This window comes from Fusobacterium varium (genome assembly GCA_021531615.1).
GTDB lineage: Bacteria > Fusobacteriota > Fusobacteriia > Fusobacteriales > Fusobacteriaceae > Fusobacterium_A > Fusobacterium_A varium_C.
In genome coordinates this window covers 14,524-32,982 of the sequence record JADYUE010000025.1, presented here as the reverse complement: position 1 = coordinate 32,982, position 18,459 = coordinate 14,524, and the positions used below count along the sequence as shown (strand labels likewise).

14 protein-coding genes are annotated in these 18,459 nt (G+C 30.3%); 5 read left to right on the top strand and 9 right to left on the bottom strand.

What is annotated here, in order from left to right; translation table 11 throughout:
- Window positions 1-77 precede the first annotated feature (77 nt).
- The 3 genes from I6E31_08555 (at window position 78) to zupT (ending at window position 2,739) form a co-directional block, all read left to right on the top strand.
- Window positions 78-1,001: a radical SAM protein gene (locus I6E31_08555; protein ID MCF2640022.1), complete on the top strand. Its 924-nt coding sequence runs from the start codon at window positions 78-80 to the stop codon at window positions 999-1,001.
- Between the two features lie 10 nt (window positions 1,002-1,011).
- A complete protein-coding gene (locus I6E31_08550; GenBank protein ID MCF2640021.1) occupies window positions 1,012-1,899 on the top strand; it encodes a pyridoxamine kinase in 888 nt (295 codons plus the stop codon).
- 66 nt (window positions 1,900-1,965) lie between these two features.
- The gene (gene zupT, locus I6E31_08545; GenBank protein ID MCF2640020.1) at window positions 1,966-2,739 is read left to right on the top strand and encodes a zinc transporter ZupT; all 774 of its coding nucleotides are present in this window, start codon (window positions 1,966-1,968) and stop codon (window positions 2,737-2,739) included.
- Between the two features lie 49 nt (window positions 2,740-2,788).
- Here zupT and I6E31_08540 read toward each other — a convergent pair whose 3' ends face one another.
- Window positions 2,789-5,059, bottom strand: coding sequence for a bifunctional dihydroorotate dehydrogenase B NAD binding subunit/NADPH-dependent glutamate synthase (locus tag I6E31_08540; GenBank protein ID MCF2640019.1), 2,271 nt, complete (start codon window positions 5,057-5,059; stop codon window positions 2,789-2,791).
- A gap of 97 nt (window positions 5,060-5,156) precedes the next feature.
- The gene (gdhA, locus tag I6E31_08535; protein ID MCF2640018.1) at window positions 5,157-6,500 is read right to left on the bottom strand and encodes an NADP-specific glutamate dehydrogenase; all 1,344 of its coding nucleotides are present in this window, start codon (window positions 6,498-6,500) and stop codon (window positions 5,157-5,159) included.
- Between the two features lie 271 nt (window positions 6,501-6,771).
- Here gdhA and I6E31_08530 point away from each other — a divergent pair, with 271 nt between their 5' ends.
- Both I6E31_08530 and I6E31_08525 read left to right on the top strand, forming a co-directional pair.
- The gene (locus I6E31_08530; GenBank protein MCF2640017.1) at window positions 6,772-7,224 is read left to right on the top strand and encodes a TSCPD domain-containing protein; all 453 of its coding nucleotides are present in this window, start codon (window positions 6,772-6,774) and stop codon (window positions 7,222-7,224) included.
- A gap of 28 nt (window positions 7,225-7,252) precedes the next feature.
- Window positions 7,253-7,558: an FMN-binding protein gene (locus I6E31_08525; protein ID MCF2640016.1), complete on the top strand. Its 306-nt coding sequence runs from the start codon at window positions 7,253-7,255 to the stop codon at window positions 7,556-7,558.
- A 626-nt stretch (window positions 7,559-8,184) separates the two neighbouring features.
- On the opposite strand, the gene I6E31_08520 is transcribed toward I6E31_08525, so the two are convergent.
- The 7 genes from I6E31_08520 to I6E31_08490 form a co-directional block, all read right to left on the bottom strand.
- Entirely contained in the window at window positions 8,185-8,574 is a 390-nt protein-coding gene (locus I6E31_08520) for a hypothetical protein (GenBank protein MCF2640015.1), read from the bottom strand.
- 15 nt (window positions 8,575-8,589) lie between these two features.
- On the bottom strand, window positions 8,590-11,670 hold the full coding sequence (locus I6E31_08515; GenBank protein ID MCF2640014.1) for an efflux RND transporter permease subunit: 3,081 nt from the start codon (window positions 11,668-11,670) through the stop codon (window positions 8,590-8,592).
- A gap of 34 nt (window positions 11,671-11,704) precedes the next feature.
- The gene (locus tag I6E31_08510; protein ID MCF2640013.1) at window positions 11,705-12,778 is read right to left on the bottom strand and encodes an efflux RND transporter periplasmic adaptor subunit; all 1,074 of its coding nucleotides are present in this window, start codon (window positions 12,776-12,778) and stop codon (window positions 11,705-11,707) included.
- Window positions 12,779-12,879: 101 nt separating this feature from the next.
- The gene (locus I6E31_08505; GenBank protein MCF2640012.1) at window positions 12,880-14,154 is read right to left on the bottom strand and encodes a TolC family protein; all 1,275 of its coding nucleotides are present in this window, start codon (window positions 14,152-14,154) and stop codon (window positions 12,880-12,882) included.
- Between the two features lie 35 nt (window positions 14,155-14,189).
- Complete coding sequence (locus tag I6E31_08500) at window positions 14,190-14,828, bottom strand: TetR/AcrR family transcriptional regulator (GenBank protein MCF2640011.1); 639 nt, start codon at window positions 14,826-14,828, stop codon at window positions 14,190-14,192.
- A gap of 402 nt (window positions 14,829-15,230) precedes the next feature.
- Complete coding sequence (locus I6E31_08495; GenBank protein MCF2640010.1) at window positions 15,231-16,346, bottom strand: hypothetical protein; 1,116 nt, start codon at window positions 16,344-16,346, stop codon at window positions 15,231-15,233.
- 472 nt (window positions 16,347-16,818) lie between these two features.
- Entirely contained in the window at window positions 16,819-18,282 is a 1,464-nt protein-coding gene (locus I6E31_08490) for an amino acid permease (GenBank protein ID MCF2640009.1), read from the bottom strand.
- Window positions 18,283-18,459: the final 177 nt, after the last annotated feature.

Below are 18,459 nucleotides of genomic sequence, written 5' to 3'. Positions count from 1 at the left end.
GCAAAATCGGATTCTATGAAGAAGGAAATAAACAAATTTCTATATTTTTATAGATTTTTGGCAACGGCATCATTAATATGGAGTTAAAATACATTTTTGGACCTGTCCCATCTAGAAGATTGGGAAAATCTTTAGGAATAAGTCCTATTCCTCGTAAAACTTGTAATTATTCATGTATCTACTGCCAATTAGGTAGAACAGATAAAATGACTGGAGAAAGAAAAGAATTTTTTCCTTTAGAAGATATTATCAACGAATTTAAACAATACTTAAAAGAAACTTTTGATTTTGATGTTATAACTATTGTTGGGGAAGGTGAACCTACTCTCTACTCAAAACTTGGTGAATTAATTAAAGAAGTTAAAAAAATCTCTGATAAACCTGTTGCTGTTATTACAAATGGAGCTCTACTCAGTTCAAAAGAGGTAAGAGATGAGTTAATGAATGCTGATATTGTACTACCTTCAATAGATGGTTATAATGAAGAAACAGCAAAAAAAATTGATAGACCTCTAGGAACTATCCACTTTAAAGATGAACTTGAGGGATTAATTGAGTTTTCAAAGGAGTACAAAGGGCAATTACTACTTGAAATAATGCTTATATCAGGAATAAACTGTGATAAAAATTCAATTGAACATTTTAAAGAAATTTTAAAAAAAATAAAATATGACAAAGTATATTTAAATACTCCTGTAAGACCCCCTGCTGAAAATTTTGTAAAAGTTGTCTCTCAAGAGGAGATGAAATATGCTGTTGAAGAACTTGGAGGAATTTCTATTGATATGCTAAGTTCTGGAGAGTTTTTCAGTGAAATTGAAGATTCTTATGAGGCTATTCTTAATATAATTAGACGTCACCCTATGAACCAATTTGAAATCAATAGCTTTTTAGAATCAAGAAAAGAAAAACTTGAATACAACATCTTTGATAAATTAGAAAATGATGAAAAAATAAACTGTATCCTTTACAAAGGAATAAAAACTTACAGATTGAAATAAAGGAGTTAAAATGGAAAATATTGTAAAAAAAGTAGCTGCTATACATGATTTATCTGGATTTGGAAGATCTTCTTTAACAAGTATAATTCCTATACTATCTAGTATGAAAGTACAAGTTTGTCCTGTACCAACAGCAGTTTTATCTAGCCATACTGGTGGATTTGAAGGTTATAGTTTTCTTGATCTTACTGATTATATGGAACAACATATAGCACATTGGAAAAGTTTAAACCTTGAATTTGATTGTATATACTCAGGTTTTTTAGGTTCACCTAAACAGATGAAAATAGTTGCTGATTTTATAGATTTCTTTGGTCACAAAAATAATCTTACTGTTGTAGATCCTGTACTTGGAGATAATGGTAAATTATATGGAACTATGAATAATGAAATGGTTGAAGAGATGAAAAAATTAATTAGTAAAGCTGATATTATCACTCCAAACTTTACTGAAGTTACTTTTTTACTAAATAAACCATATAAGAAAGAGATAAGTGAATCAGAAGTTAAAGAATGGCTTGTTGAGTTAGCAAATATGGGACCTAAAATAGTTATTGCTACAAGTGTTCCAGATGAAAATTCTCATAAAGCTGATAGAAAAACAAATGTTATAGCTTATGACAAAGAAAATGATGTATTTTGGAAAGTTAGCTGTAAATATATTCCTGCTTCTTATCCAGGAACTGGAGATGCCTACACAAGTGTTGTAATTGGAAGTTTACTTCAAGGGGATAGTTTACCAATAGCTATTGAGAGAGGGGTACAATTTATTACACAATGTATCTTAGCTAGTTATGGTTTCAAATATCCAAATCGTGAGGGGGTTCTATTAGAGAGAATGCTTGATGTTCTAAAAATGCCTACTATATCTAATAGTTATGAACTTTTAAAAAGATAAATTAATTAAAGGAAATCTTATGTCACTTTCGTAAATCAACTAAAATATAGAAAGGATGTGGATATTATGTTTGAAGATGCTGCTTTAAGAGCTCTAATTTTGTCTTTCTTTGCTGGAATGTCAACTTTATTAGGTGCTCTTACTATCTTTTTTGCTAATAAAAAAAGTGAAAAATTAGTTACTGTTTCATTAGGGTTTGCTGGAGGAGTTATGTTAAGTGTTTCTTTTACTGACTTACTACCTAATGCAACTCAACTTTTAAGTGAATATTATAATGAAAAACTTGGTATTTTTCTAAGTGTAGTTTTCCTTCTTGTAGGGGTTCTTTTTGCTGCAATGTTGGATAGATTTGTTCCACATGAGCCTGAACCTGATGGGGATGGAAAAAAACATGAAAATCTTTTTAGAGTGGGATTTGTCTCTACTCTTGCTATTGGGTTACATAACTTTCCTGAAGGAATAGCAACTTTTATGGCTGGATATGAAGATTTGACTTTAGGTGTTTCTATTGCTCTTGCTATTACAATGCACAATATTCCTGAAGGAATTTCAGTGGCTATGCCAATATACTTTGCTACTGGTAGCAAGTTAAAAGCTTTTAAATATACTTTTCTATCTGGTATAGCTGAACCTATTGGAGCTCTCCTTGCTTTCCTAGTTTTAAAACCATTTATTAACGGTTTAACATTGGGAATGATATTTGGAGTTATCTCTGGAATTATGCTTTATATTGCTATCGAGGAATTATTGCCAAGTTCTAAACAGTATGGATATTCTAAAGAGGCTCTTATGGCAATTTTTGCTGGAATTATTCTTATGCCTCTTACTCATATAATCTAAAAAGAGCTATTGGATGCTTTGCATCCTCTAGCTCTTTTTTTATCTTTAACTATTTCTTACTTTTCAAATATTTGTCAATTTCAATAGCAGCTTTCTTTCCTGCTTCCATAGCTAAAATTACTGTTGCTGCTCCTGTAACAGCATCTCCACCAGCAAAAACTCCCTCTCTTGAAGTTTTTCCTGTTTCTTCATCAGCTTCTATTCCATGCCATCTATTTGTTACTAAATTATTAGTTGTTGATGCTATCAATGGATTTGGTGATGTACCTAATGCCATTATAACTGTTTCTACTTCCATTATAAATTCACTATCAGGTATAACTGAGAATTTTGCTCTTCCACTTTCATCTGGTTCTCCAAGCTCCATTCTTATACATTTAACCTCTTTTACCCAACCTTTTTCATCTGCAATTATTTCAGTAGAAGAAACTAAAAATTCAAATTTTATCCCTTCCTCTTTTGCATGGTGAATCTCCTCTCTTCTAGCTGGAAGTTCTGCTTCTCCACGTCTATATACAATAGTAGTATCTGCACCTAGCCTCTTAGCCGTTCTAGCAGCATCCATAGCCACGTTTCCACCACCTACTACGATTACTCTCTTACCTATTTTAACAGGAGTGTTATAATCAATTTTGTTGGCTCTCATAAGATTTACCCTTGTTAAAAACTCATTTGCTGAAATAACACCATTATAATTCTCTCCAGGTATATTCATAAATCTTGGTAGTCCTGCTCCACTTCCTATAAATACTGCTGAATATCCTTTTTCATCTAATAATTCATCAACTGTAAATGTTCTTCCAATAACACTATCTGTTTTAAACTCTACTCCAAGTTGTTTTAAGTTTTCTATCTCTTTATCTACTACTTTTTCTTTAGGTAATCTAAATTCAGGAATTCCATAGCTTAAAACTCCACCTAATTTGTGTAGTGCCTCAAATATAGTTACTTGATATCCTTTTTTTGCCAAATCTCCAGCTGCTGTAAGCCCTGCTGGACCACCACCTATAATAGCTACTTTCTCATCTTTTTTCTCTTCAACTTCAAAGTCAATCTTATTTTCAATTATCCAATCTCCAACAAATCTTTCAAGTTTTCCTATAGCTATTGGCTCTCCTTTTACTCCTAAAATACATTTTCCCTCACATTGAGTTTCTTGAGGGCACACTCTTCCACATACTGCTGGAAGATTTGAATATTTTGTAATTATTTTAGCTGCTCCTAATATATCTCCCTCTTTTATCTTTTGAATAAATCCAGGAATATCTATTGAAACTGGACATCCTTTAGTACATAGAGGATTTTTACAATTTAAACATCTTGCAGCCTCTGCTTGTGCCTCTACTAAATTATATCCATAACAAACTTCATCAAAATTCTTATTTCTTATCTCTGGATTTTGTTCTCTTACTGGAACTCTTTTTTTAGGTTCAAATGTAGGCTCATGATTTGGACAAGCAGGGTTTTCATGAGTTTCTCCATCTTCTATCTTTAGAATATTTCTTCCCTCTTCTGTTTTATACATATTTTGTCTTCTCATTGCTTCATCAAAGTTTACATCATCACCATTAAATTCTGGTCCATCTACACAAGCAAATTTAACCTTATCTCCAATAGTAACTCTACAAGCTCCACACATTCCTGTTCCATCTACCATCAATGGATTTAAACTTACTGTGTTAGGGATGTTATTCTCTCTACATTTTTTTGAAGCAAATTTCATCATAATCATTGGTCCTATTACAACTGCATGATCATAATGTTTTCCCGCTGCTAATAGATCATCTAACATATCTGTTACAAGTCCTTTTTTACCATAGCTTCCATCATCTGTACACACATATAGATTTTTTGCAATTGCTTTCATCTCTTCTTCAAAAATAAGAGTCTCTTTACTTCTAGTTCCAATGATAACATCTACATCGCAACCTTTTTCCTTCATCCATTTAACTTGAGGATAAACTGGAGCTGTTCCAACTCCCCCTGCTATAAAGATATACTTCTTGTTTTTTAACTCCTCTTCTCCTAAATGAATAAGTTCACTTGGCTGCCCCAATGGTCCTACTACATCAGAAAAACTTTCTCCTTTTTCTAATTTTGCCATATCCTGTGTACTTTTTCCTACCACTTGAAAAACTATTGTTACTGTTCCTTTTTCTCTATCATAATCACATATTGTTAAAGGTATTCTCTCTCCTCTTTCATCTGTTTTAACTATAAGAAATTGCCCTGGTTGAGCTGAATTAGCTAGATCTTTTGCCTCTATATCCATATAACAAATTATTGGAGTCAACCATTTTTTCTCTACTATTTTATACATTTAATTCCTCCTAAAATTTAATACATACATCTATATTTTACCTCAAAAAAAAAGAAGAACCAAGTATTATTTGGTTCTCCCAAAAATTTATTTATTTTTAATAATTTCCTTGCATTATCATAGTGTCTGCAACTTTTTTAAATCCAGTAATATTTGCTCCTTTGGCTAGAGACACATTGTATTTTTCACTCATCTCTTTTGATTTTTCATAGATATCTTTCATTATTTCATGAAGCTTTGCATCAACCTCTTCAGCACTCCATTGATATCTCATACTATTTTGGCTCATTTCAAGAGCTGAAACTGCAACTCCACCAGCATTAGCTGCTTTTCCAGGTGCATATAATATATTATTTTCTTCAAATAATTCTATTGCTTCTGGAGTACAAGGCATATTAGCTCCCTCACACACTATTTTAACTTGATTTGCTAAGATCTCTTTTGCATCATCTAAGTTTAATTCATTTTGAATTGCACAAGGGATAACTATATCAACTTTTCTTTCCCAAGGTTTCTTTCCTTCAAAGAATTCAAGCCCAAATTTACTTCCAAAATCTTTTAAAGTAACATCTCTATTACTTCTTAAAACTAGCATATACTCTACTTGTTCCTCAGTTAAACCATTTGGAGCATAAATATATCCAGCCTTTCCAGAAATAGTTACTACCTTTCCACCTAACTCTGTTATCTTTTTACAAGCTCCCCAAGCAACATTTCCATAACCTGAAACAGCAACTTTTTTTCCTACAATAGTTTCTCCCATATCTTTTAACATCTCTTGAACAAAATATGTTACACCATATCCAGTAGCTTCTGGTCTTATTCTACTTCCACCATAGTTAAATCCTTTTCCTGTGATAACACCATTTTCATATGCCCCTTTTAATCTTCTATAATGTCCAAATAGATATCCTATCTCTTTTCCGCTAACTCCTATATCTCCAGCTGGTACATCTTTATCAGGTCCAATATGACGATACAACTCATTCATAAAACTTTCACAGAATCTTTTTATCTCTCTATCTGATTTATTTAAAGGATTAAAATCACTTCCTCCTTTTCCTCCACCAATTGGAAGTCCAGTTAAAGCATTTTTAAATGTTTGTTCAAAAGATAAAAACTTCATAGAATCCAATGCTACTGATGGATGAAATCTAAGTCCCCCTTTGTATGGTCCTAAAACTCCATTAAATTCTACTCTAAACCCTCTATTTACTTGAATTTTTCCATTGTCATCTTCCCAAGGTACTTTAAAAATTATCTGTCTCTCTGGTTCAGTAATTCTCTCTAAAATATTATTTTCAATATATTGAGGATTTTGCTCTATAAAAGGAGTTAAACTTGTTAAAACCTCTTCTACTGCTTGAATAAAAGTTTCCTCTCCTTTATCTTTAATTTTTACTTTTTCTATAATCTCTTTTATATATTGCTCTGCATTCATTTTCTCTTCCTCCATAAATACACTTTATCATATACTAACTTATTAGAATAACAATATTTGTAAGATTAGTGTAACATAAAAAATATAATTAAACAATTATTCAAATTACAAAAATAAAAAAATATTTTTTCACTAACAACTGTTTTTTTATAAAAGATTTTTATTTTCTGTTCTCAACTATTTTTAGTTGCTTTTTTTTAGAAAATATTGTATACTAATATAGCTATTTTATTTATATTTATATTATTTTTTTAATCTTGGAGGGTTATTTATGAAAAAATCAATTGCTATCCTTGCTGGTGTACTTTTAGTTCAACAAGTTTCTCTTGCAAAGGTTATAAACAAAGACGTTACTTTTACTGAAAAAACTTATGGAGTTTGCTCTACTGAAATGACAGTATCTGTTAAAGATGGAAAAATCGTATCTTTCTCAGCTGTTAAAGGATGTCCTGGAAACCTTGCTGCTATAGGAAAACTTTTACCTGGTATGGAAGTTGAAAGAGTAATCGAATTATTAGATGATAACTATTGTTCAGGAGCTCCATTAGCAGGATATACTTCTTGTATGGATAACCTAGTTGAAATGTTAAAGAAACATGTTACTGGTGAAGGTGAAGGACCTATGGCTGAAATAAGAAAAGCTCAAAAAGCTGGAGCTCAAAAGGTTGCTTTTGCTGGACATGTTTGTACAGGTTGCGGACTTTGTCAAGCTGCACTATCATAAGAAAGTTATTTAAATTAGGAGGATTATAATGAAAAAATTATTCGTTGCTGCTATATTAGTAGTTTCATCTGTTGCAGCTTTTGCTGTGGCTAAAGAAGGTGTTGGATTTGGATACAAAGATGACATCAAAGTTTCTGTTGAAGTAGAAGGAGATAAAATCACAACTATAAAAGTTCTTGAAATGAAAGAAACTAAAAGAATAGCTGAACCTGCTATTGAAAAATTAACAGCTGCTATTATTGAAAAACAATCAGTTGAAGTTGATGATGTTGCTGGAGCAACTTACACTTCTCAAGGATTTAAAGAAGCTGTTAAAAACGCACTTGCAAAATAATAATGTTTTTTAAGGAAGCTCTAATTGAGCTTCCTTTTTATTATTATCTAAACTATAATTTAGCTAACTAAGCTCAGTTATCTAGCACATTGCTAGGTTTTGACAAAGTACCTTTGTTATTTGCGATTATTAATCAAGTTAAGTTATCTCTATTTCTTTTAAATATCAGCTAAATTCCATGTCAAAGAATAAAGAGAGAGTAAAACTCATCTGACTAAAATTCCGAAACTCACTTCGTTCAAACACGTCGGAATTTTTAGCGTCAGCTTTCGTAACTCTCTCTAATATTCTTCTCTAAATTACATTTAGCTGATATTAGGAATATTAAAAATAAATTTATCCCTAACATCAAGTTGACGTAATTTAGAAGTGAATATTAGAAGTCCTTAGCGAAATGAAGTTAAGAAAATGCAACGTGTTTGAGCGAGCTTGCGAGTGAGTTTTGCATTTTCAACGGAATGAGCCTAGGGATTCTTTATTCACTGACATGGAGTCAAATTGATGTTAAAAAATATAAGTTTTGTAAACGTAAATTAGAATGATAAATTATAGTTTAAGCAATTTATATTTTTTAGCAAAATTTAAAGGGAACTAAACTTATCGCTTAGTTCCCTTCTTAGTTACCCTTAGTTTACTCCGTGTTTTTTCTTTAGTTTCTTCAACATCTCTTCATCTGGTGTAATATCCTCATTCATAAAATCTATTATAATTCTATCAACAGGAATTACTCCAGCTGTCATAACAATTCCTTGAGGTAGAGACATTCTAAAAGTTTTTAAGTGTTTTAGCATTTTATCTAGATTTTTTTCTGGTACAGTTAAAATAAATACACAATCTGTTCCTGGCCAAGTCAATGAATTTTTATGTTTTATTTTAGCGTCCCATACACTTTCTACTTTTTTTTGAACAGTATAGTAGTAGAATTTAATCTCATCAAAGAAATCTTCTAATCTTGTTTTTTGAGATTCATTGATATTAACAAATATCATTTTGTAATTATAGTGTCCATCAGTCATGCTAAGTCCCCCTTTTTACTCTCTTCCACTTAATTTTTTAGGTAACATGTTCATAATACCATTGTATATTTTTTTCAAGAATTTTAAAATAGCATTATTCATATCTTCTATCAATGTATATAAAATAGGTATTACAACCAATGTTAAAAGTGTAGAGAACGAAAGTCCAAACATAACTGTTATTGCCATTCCTCTATAAATTTCTGCTCCTTCTCCTATTCCTAATGCAAGTGGTAACATTCCTAGTACTGTTGTCATTGTTGTCATCAAAATAGGTCTCAATCTTGTTCTACAAGATTCTACAACTGCTTCTGTTCTTTCGCTTCCTCTTTCTCTAGTCATCTTAATGAAGTCAATAAGTACAATGGCATTGTTTACAACAACCCCTGCAAGTAGTATTAATCCTATCATAACCATTATATCAATAGGTTGATTCATTATTAATAATCCCCATACAATTCCAATAAGAGCTAATGGAATAGATCCTATGATAATTACTGGAAGTACAAAGTTTTCAAATTGTGCAGCAAGTAATGCATAGATCAAGAAGATTGAAATTCCTAAAGCCATACCTAATTGGCTTGTTGAATCACTTAGGTTTTCAGAACTTCCTCCCCATCTATATGCTACTGATTCTGGTGGGTTACTATTATTGTATGCTTCTACCATCTTATCTTGAATAGCTTTCATACCTACTCCACCATCATTTGCAGAGATACTTACACTATAAATTCTATCTGTTTTATTTAACTCTGTTGATCCCTCTGCCATTACTATATCTACAACGTCAGAAAGTTTTATAAATTTATTATCAGCTATTTTAATATTTAAGTTTTGAAGAATTGAGATATCACTTCTCTTCTCTTTTGGAAGTCTTACATATACATCTATCTCTTCAACTCCAGTTTTAACAGTAACTGTATCTCCTCTATCTCCTCCAAGTATGAAGTAGTTTAATGTTTGAGCAATAGTAGATGGATTGATTCCATAACTTCTGATCTTATCTCTATTTAAAACTACTCTAGCTTCTGTACTACCTGGATCCAATGTCGATTTAACGTCAACTGCTCCTGGATATTGGCTAATACCATCAAGAACTTTCTTTCCAACTTCTTTAACTTCTTCTAAGTTTGCTCCAACTATATCCAATTGAACATCTCTTTGTTGTGCTCCTATTGCAAAGTTTTCAGATAGGTTTGTTCTTACTCCTGGAATTTTTTCTACAACTGGTCTTAAATCATTGATTATATCAAATACTGATATATCTCTTTCATCTTTTTTACCAATATCTACGTTTACTGAGAAACTATCTTTTTGAATAATAACGAAATAACTCTTTGTATTAGGATCTTTTACAACTATATCTTCTATCTCTTTAGCTGTTGCTTTTGCTTTTTCAAGATCTAATCCATTTCCTAATTCAGCAACTATTGAATATCTACCTTGGTCTTGTTTTGGCATAAATTCAAGTTTTAAGAATCTAGGCACAGTTACCATAGAGAAGATAAATATAGCTATTGTTATAAGCATTGTTTTTCCTCTATGAGTTATAGCCCAGTTAATAAGTTTTAGATATTTAGCTTTAACTGCCCCAAAGATTTTTCCTTCTTTAGTTACGTCAGTTTTATTTGTTAAGAATCTACTTGAAAGCATTGGAATCAATGTTAATGAAACTATTATTGCTGCCAAGTTTGAATATATTATTGAGTATGCTAGGTCTCTAAATATCTCTCTTGCTATACCTGGAATAAATAGTATAGGGATAAATACTACCATTGTTGTTAAAGCTGAAGCTATAACTGACATAGCAACCTCTGTTGTTCCATTATCTGAAGCTTCCATTACTGGAGATTTTAACTCTGTCATATGTCTATAAATATTATCCACAACAACAACTGAGTTATCTGTCAGCATCCCTACCCCAATTGATAATCCCATCAATGAAATAAGGTTAAGAGATGTTCCATTTAATGCAAGGAATGCAAATGTAAATATTACTGCAACTGGAAGAGCTGTTGATACTAGAAGTGTTGCTCTTACATTTTTTAAGAAGAATAACAATACTAATGTTGCAAGTATAAGCCCTTGAACTGCTGTACTACTAACGTTTGAAATTGACTTATTAATATCTTCTGATGTATCAAGTAGAACTTCATACTTTGTTTCTGGTGGCATAATTGATCTTAAACTTTCTAGAGCTTCTGTAGCTCTTTTATTCAATTCAATTGTACTTCCATCTGAAGATTTTTCAACAACTACTGCTATTGATTCATCTCCTGAAAGGTATGAAATGTCACTTGGATCTTCAGTTGTTAATACAACATCAGCTACATCTTTTACTCTTAAAGTATTACCATTACTATGAAGTATCATATCTTCAAAAGTGTCAATATAGTTTAATTCTCCCATAAATCTTACTATTATATCTTTATTTCCTGTTCCAATAGTTCCCAATGGTACATTTAAACTTGACATTCTAATCATATTATATAATTCCATTGGTGATAGATTATAAGTAGCAAGTTTATCACTATCTACTTGAATTTGAACTTGTTTATCTGGGTTACCAAATACTTGAACTTGTCCAATACCTGGTAAGCTTTCAAATTTAGGTTTTAAGTACTCTTCAACGAAACTACTTAATTCTTGTTTATTAGGAGCACTCATCATAATTTCCATTGTAATATTTCCTGCTCCTGCTTCTACCTTTTTAGCTATCGGAGTATCAGCATCACTAGGCAGATCATTGGCAATTTTTGATAATTCTCTTTGAATTTCTGTTACCTTATCATCTGCATCTATTCCATAATCAAATTTTACTATTATTTGTGATCTTCCATAAGCTGAAGTTGATTCTATTTTATCTATCCCTTCAACGTTTGGAAGTATCTCTTCTATTTTCTTTGTAACTTGAGTTTCTACGTCCTCTGTAACAGCTCCGTTCCAAGTTGTACTTACTGTAACAACTGGAATATCCATATTAGGTAATAGCTCTGATTTCATTGAAAACATTGCCATAAGCCCGATGAACATTACAGATATCATAACCATTGTAGTAGCTACTGGTCTACGTATTGATAAACCTGCTAAAGTCATTTATTATTTCACCTCTTATTTTAAATTGAAAAAATTATTTTGCTTCTGGATTTTCTTCTACTTTATTTCCTTCTTCTAGTCCAAATATTCCTTTTACTACTACTCTATCTCCCTCTTTTAAACTTGTAGATGAGATTTCTGTATAAGGTAAGTTTGTAGCTCCAGTTTTTACCTCTACTCTTTTTGCTACTCCATCTTCAACTTTAAATACATAGCTTAATAGGTTTCTTACAAATATTGATTCATCAGAAACAGATAATACATTTACTTCTCCAACTGGAACAGTTACATAAGCATACATACCATCTTTAATATCTTTTTCTTTATTATCAATTCCAAGTTTAATCATATATTTTTTAGTTACTGAATCAGCTATTGGGTTGATTTCAAGAATTTTTCCAACATATTTTTTATTATTTAATGCTCCAACTTCAACATCTATTCCTTGTCCAACTTGAATTTGAGTTAGCCATTCAGCAGGGAATCCAACATAAGTTTCCATAGTAGTATCATCTACAACTGTAAATACAACTTCACTTGCTGCAATCTCATTTCCAACTTTACCAAATAGATTTCCTACTACACCGTCTATTTCAGCTCTTCTAAATAGTTTGTTATAGTCACTTTTAGCTGCTTCATAAGATGCCTTTGCTGCTTCGTAACTTCCCTTTGCTCCTACATAAGTATTTTCATAACCAACATATTCAAGGTATGAAACTAATTGTTTTTCATATAGATTTTTAAATTTTAAATAGTTATTTTTTGCTATATTCATAGCTGATAAAGATGAATTATAGTTAGCTTTTGCTGAGAAATATGCTGATTCAGTAGCTGAGTCAGAAAGTTCCATTACTAACTCTCCTTTTTTTACTTTATCTCCATTTCTTTTTAAAATCTTTTCTATTGTTCCACCTTGTTCTGTTTTATGGTCAACTTTATTTTTAGGTTCTAATACAGCATCAGATTTAAATATTTGATTCATCTTTCTAACTGTTGCTGGTTCTGTTATTACATATTTAACCTTCTCTTCTATCACTTTCTCTTCTTTTTTTCCGCAACCTGTCATTACCATTGTTAGTAAAATTACTAAACAACCTAATTTTTTCATAACTTCCTCCTAATTTATCTAAATGTTTTAATTTACTTTCTTTAAACATCAGAAAAAAGTTTTTACAGTCTAACTCTAAAAACTTTTTCCTCTAAATTTTTTTAAATAAGCATTGATCTATATTTTTCAAAGGCATATAGATAATCAACTACAACTTGGTTATATGCAACTTTTGCCTCTCTCATTTGAGTTTCAGATAATAGGAAATCCACTGTTGATATAAGTCCAGCATCATATCTCTCTTGATCCATTTTAAAGTTTTCAACAGCTGCTTCCATAGCTCTTTCTTTAGAACTTCTCTCTTTTTCCATTCTTATAAGCTCTAAGTAAGCATCAGTTACATTAACTCCAATATTATCTTTAGAACTCTTCTCTCTTAACTCCTCTTGTTCTTTAGTGATTGAAGCTACTCTATAATTATCATAATTTTTTCCAAACTCAAATACATTCCATGTAACTTGAACTCCACCTCTCCACTCTGCTTCATCAATTGTTGGATTGTATTTTGTTCTTTCTGAAGTTCCATAACTTGCAAAAGCATTAACTTTTGGTAACATATCTGCTCTAGAAATCATCTTTGAAGCATCTGCTGCATCTACATAGTATTTAGCAGTAAGAGCTCCTATACTTTCTGTTAAAGCTTGATGTTTATCTTTAGCAAAATCTATATTTCTGCTTAAATTTTCAGGTACTGTAAACTCTACTACTTCTATATTTTTATCATTTACTAAACCTGTTTTTATTCTTAATTTTTCTTTTTCAATCTCTATTCTATTTTTTGTTCCAATAATTTGAGATTCAACTTCTAACATTGAATATTCTGTTTTTAAAATATCTGTCTTAGTTATTAATCTCAAATCTAATTGAGCTTTTTGTTTTTCATATCTAGCTTTTAACTCTTTATGAGATGCTTCAAGAGCTTCTAAATCCTTTTCAAATTTTACAATATTTGAATAATTTAAAATTGTTTCAAGTCTTACATCTCTTCTCTCTCCCATATATAGAAGATTAGAGATTTTTTTATAGGCTTGAGCACCTTTTATTCCTCCAAGTACTGCTCCTCCTTGGAATATAGGTTGTGATATAGTTATTGTTTGAGTATATCCACCTTTTCTATCAACTTGATTCTCTTCCCAACCGTGTCTATACATTTTACGATCATATTCACTTCTTGTATATGAACCACTATATACAACACTTGGTAAAGCATCTTTAAAAGCCATTCCCACTTTTAATTTTGAAACTTCTACATCTTTTTCAGAGATTTTTATCTCCTTACTATTTTCTAGAGCCATTTGAATAGCTTGATCCAAAGTAATCTCTCTAGCAAACACAGAACTACTTAATATTAAAAGCAATCCCAATATTTTCTTCATCTTTAACCTCCTGATTATGCTTTATATTTTAAAATTTATTTTAACATTTTTAATATGCTCTTATATATAAAATATATCCCTTCATCAAAACTCTTATGATTTATTCTTTTTTCTGCCTCTGCAATATCTTTTATAAAGAAGTTATCTTCACTATTGTCATCAAAAAAGATATTAGTCATTTTAAAACCTCTAATTATAGAGTTAATAATTTGAGAATATTGGTCTATTTCATTTTTATTTAATTTTAATTGAGAATTATATCTATTTAATAGTTTTTCTATGAAATTATAGTTTATAGTTTCTATTTTTATCATTAGATCTCTAACATCTTTTCCCAATACATCTACATTTCTAGCAAGATTTATCAATACAAGCTGTCTTTTCAGATCTTTTTTTAAAAATTTTACCCTTGAAACTATATTTTTTAATAGAATTTCATCAAAATCTTTTCCCTCTTTTAGTTGATTTTCCTGTTGTTCAATAATACTTTCAATCTGCTCCTCTATAATAGTTCTCAAGAGAAGATTTTTACTTTTAAAATATGTATAAAAACTTCCTTTGGCTATTCCAATAGAATTAGTTATATCTTCAACTGATGTATGGGAATATCCATTTTTCAATATCAAAGACATAGCCGCTTCCAATATCTGCTCTTTTTTCCCCTTTCCTTCCATCACATAACTCCTTTATTTTTTTGACTTATTAGTCAGTTTAGATTTTACACCATTATGACTTGTAAGTCAACATAATTTTTATTTTTTTACACTCCTAAAGAAGTTACTCTATTTTTATATTTTTTAATAAAATAACAATATCAAATTTTATAATACTATATATTTTAAACTATAAAGTAACTTTAGGGTCAATCTTTTTTTTATTTTTTTAAATTTATTCAATTTTCTATATTTTATATATTTTTTTGTTATTTTTATTCTATATTCAAACAAAAATTTTCTTAATTTGCCTTTTTATTTTCTTCATAATTTTTTCATAAAAAAAAGAAACTAACTAGATCTCTCCAGTTAGTCTCTTTTTTCTACAGTCAGTATTTATGTAAATTTTATTGTAAGTTAATCTTAGAAAGTAGTTCTAAATCCTACTACAGCAGTTGGTTGCCATCTCCAATCTCTAGCACTTTTTTCACTTGTGTAAGCCCAGTTTCTATACTCTGCTCCTAGTGAAGTATAAACATTTAAGTTTGGTGTTACTTTATAAGCAGCTATAAGTTGAGGATAAGCATATAATTGATATGAATTATGATAGTAATTATAATTTTCTGCTTTTAAGTCAGCTGCTTTAATGTCTTTTGCATCAGCTTTTACTGTTCTTTGAATTTTTTCTGAATTCCATTTATATGGATCATATCCACCTTCAAAATAGAAATCTACTGTTACATCATCATTTGCATATAATTTTGTTGTATTGTATAAGTATGCTTCCATAGTTAAGCTTGTATTATTTCTTACTGTATCTTTTGCTCCAGTTGCTTGACGTTCTCCATAGAAATGTTGATCACCATATAAATTGAACTCAAATGAGAATCCTAATGGTAATTGGTTCATAGTAAATAGATCTAATCCTAAAATATTTTCATAATCAGCACTATTTTTTGCCCATTTATATTTATATTTTGGTGCAAAAGTAAAGCTTGTTGTTTTTATAAAATCATTATTAAATAGATAATCTGCTATATTAAATCTTGCTTGATATCCTACTGTTTGAACACCATCATCATCTTTTTTATATTCTAATCTTGAAGTAAGATCAACTTTTGAATCTCCTAAATTTCCATGATCATAGAAATATCTTAATCTAGTTTCTGTTCCATCTTTTCCATCTTGGTTTTTATTAGTAACTGAGTTCCAATCATTATAAGATCTTACTCTGTATTCTAATGATTGTTTTTCTGTCATGTTAATTTGTCCTAATAATTGTGTTCTTCCATAATTGTTATTTACTTTGTTATTTTTGTAATTAAGCTCTTCTGCTTCTCCATAGTATCTGTATTGTAAATCAACATATCCATTAGGTCTAAATCCTTCTGGCTCTCTGTCTCTATAAACAATAACTTCCTTTTCAACAATTTGTACTGGTGCTTCTTCAACTACAACTGGTGCAGGAACTATTTCTTTTGCCTGTGCCATGGCTGTAACTGCTAAAAATGCCCCAACTAATAATAAAGATTTTTTCATAAAAATACCCCCTAGTATCTTTTTTAATTAAACTACAAGAATACGGAGATTCTGGGAGTTATCTCGTATATTCTTGTAGTTTATTTTGGAGAGAAAACAAATTATGAGAGATTAGCAACTCTCACAACTCTTCTTTTCTACGTATGTAAGTATACCCCTCTAGAATGTTTTATATGTGACTTTTAAGAGTTATTATTTTTTTCTCAATTTGTCAATATTTTAATCTCTAGTTATCCACTTTAAAACATAGTATAAAAACTTTAAAAAATGTTTTTTTATTTTTTTTAGACACATAATTTATATTTATTTTTTCATCATTTTGACATATTAATGTCACACAAAATAAAATTAATCGTTCCTTTACGATAGTTTTTAAACTGTATTTTTATAACTAAAAAAAGCCAATAGAAATAAAATTTAAACTTTTATTCCTACTAGCTTTCTTTTTTATAAACTTAAATAATTTTCATTTTTAAATTGTAACTTTTTTTGTTACTAATAAGTATAGAGCTATTATAGCTATAATTACTAAAGCTATTGCTGCCATTTTCTCTTTTTCAGTAAATATAGGTTCATTTTCCCCTTTATTTTCCTCACGAGCTTTACAGAATACCAATATTCCAATAGCAAATAATATACTTGCCATTACTAGATATTTTAATCCTGCTGCATATATTAACCATGCTCCATATATACTTCCTAAAATTCCTGTTATCAATGCTGTTTTTGTTTTTATTCCAACATCTTTAGGAATATCTCCTCTCTTAGAAATTTGCCACAAATATAATGTTGATGCCATATATGCTGGTAATATCATAACTCCTGTTATACTTAACATAGCATTCCAAGCATTATTTGCAAAGTATACTAATATCATTGTTAATTGCATAGCTATACTTGAAACTAAAAGAGCAAATGAAGGAGTTCCATTTTTATTTTCTTTAGCAAAAATTTTAGGGAAAGTTCCATCTTTTGCACAAGCATAAGGGACTTCAGCTAAGAATACTGTCCAAACTAACCAAGAACTTAGTAGAGCTATAATAACTCCTATATTCATGAACCATTCTCCCCATTCACCAACTATATCAGCTAATACTGCTGCTGCTGAAGGTGGAGCTAATACTGCTAATTCCCCTTGTGATAATAGTCCAAATGGTAACATTGAAATTGCAGTATATGATAACCAACATAGTAAAAATCCTATTAAAGTAGCTTTACTTACTGCTTTTTGGCTTTCTGCCCTGTCTGAAATAACTACAGCTCCTTCAATACCTATAAATGACCATAAAGTTACTAACATTGTACTCTTTATCTGTCCACCAATTCCACCTAGGTTTGTATCATGAATAGCTTTTATTGTTTCATGTCCCCAAAAGTTTGTGTCAAACATTGAGAACTTAAATACAAATAAGCTTGCTATAATAAATACAGCTATTGGAACTAATTTTGCTATTGTTCCTATAATGTTTATACTAGCAGCTTGTTTAACCCCTGCCATTATCATAAAATACATCAACCAAATAAGAATAGATCCACCTATAACTGATGGTAGATTGTTTCCACCTTTAAAGTGTGGTGGGAAAAAGTAGTTTAATGAATCCATAAGAAGTATAGCATAACCTACATTGGCAAAAATTGAAGATAACCAGTATCCCCACGCCATTAAGAATCCTGTCAACTTTCCAAATCCCAATCTAGCATACATATATATTCCTGATTTTGCATCTGGTCTTACTGTTGACAAAACTCTAAAGGTATTAGTTAGGAAATACATTCCAATTCCTGTAATGATCCATGCTATTCCAACTGCTCCTGCTGAAGCTCCTTGTGCCATATTTTGAGGCAGATTATATATTCCACCTCCTATCATAGCACTAATAACTAATCCTGCTAATGAAAGAACTCCAAGTTTTTTTGTTTCTGTGCTACTTGACATATTTTTCCTCCTTTTACTTAATTTGTTTTTTACTGCTACCATATATTGACACTATTCTAAGGAATCTTTTTTTTCCTTTTTTCTTTTTTTAAAAAGGAAATATATTTTTTTAGTGTAAAATGATTATGTAAACAAATTTTAGTTACACATATATGCTTTATATTATTTTTATAGGAG

Excerpts from the sequence above, each read along its gene's own strand:
- I6E31_08555 (MCF2640022.1), top strand. The coding sequence starts at position 78 with ATGGAGTTAAAATACATTTTTGGACCTGTCCCATCTAGAAGATTGGGA.
- I6E31_08550 (MCF2640021.1), top strand. The coding sequence starts at position 1,012 with ATGGAAAATATTGTAAAAAAAGTAGCTGCTATACATGATTTATCTGGA.
- zupT (MCF2640020.1), top strand. The coding sequence starts at position 1,966 with ATGTTTGAAGATGCTGCTTTAAGAGCTCTAATTTTGTCTTTCTTTGCT.
- I6E31_08540 (MCF2640019.1), bottom strand. The coding sequence starts at position 5,059 with ATGTATAAAATAGTAGAGAAAAAATGGTTGACTCCAATAATTTGTTAT.
- gdhA (MCF2640018.1), bottom strand. The coding sequence starts at position 6,500 with ATGAATGCAGAGCAATATATAAAAGAGATTATAGAAAAAGTAAAAATT.
- I6E31_08530 (MCF2640017.1), top strand. The coding sequence starts at position 6,772 with ATGAAAAAATCAATTGCTATCCTTGCTGGTGTACTTTTAGTTCAACAA.
- I6E31_08525 (MCF2640016.1), top strand. The coding sequence starts at position 7,253 with ATGAAAAAATTATTCGTTGCTGCTATATTAGTAGTTTCATCTGTTGCA.
- I6E31_08520 (MCF2640015.1), bottom strand. The coding sequence starts at position 8,574 with ATGACTGATGGACACTATAATTACAAAATGATATTTGTTAATATCAAT.
- I6E31_08515 (MCF2640014.1), bottom strand. The coding sequence starts at position 11,670 with ATGACTTTAGCAGGTTTATCAATACGTAGACCAGTAGCTACTACAATG.
- I6E31_08510 (MCF2640013.1), bottom strand. The coding sequence starts at position 12,778 with ATGAAAAAATTAGGTTGTTTAGTAATTTTACTAACAATGGTAATGACA.
- I6E31_08505 (MCF2640012.1), bottom strand. The coding sequence starts at position 14,154 with ATGAAGAAAATATTGGGATTGCTTTTAATATTAAGTAGTTCTGTGTTT.
- I6E31_08500 (MCF2640011.1), bottom strand. The coding sequence starts at position 14,828 with ATGGAAGGAAAGGGGAAAAAAGAGCAGATATTGGAAGCGGCTATGTCT.
- I6E31_08495 (MCF2640010.1), bottom strand. The coding sequence starts at position 16,346 with ATGAAAAAATCTTTATTATTAGTTGGGGCATTTTTAGCAGTTACAGCC.
- I6E31_08490 (MCF2640009.1), bottom strand. The coding sequence starts at position 18,282 with ATGTCAAGTAGCACAGAAACAAAAAAACTTGGAGTTCTTTCATTAGCA.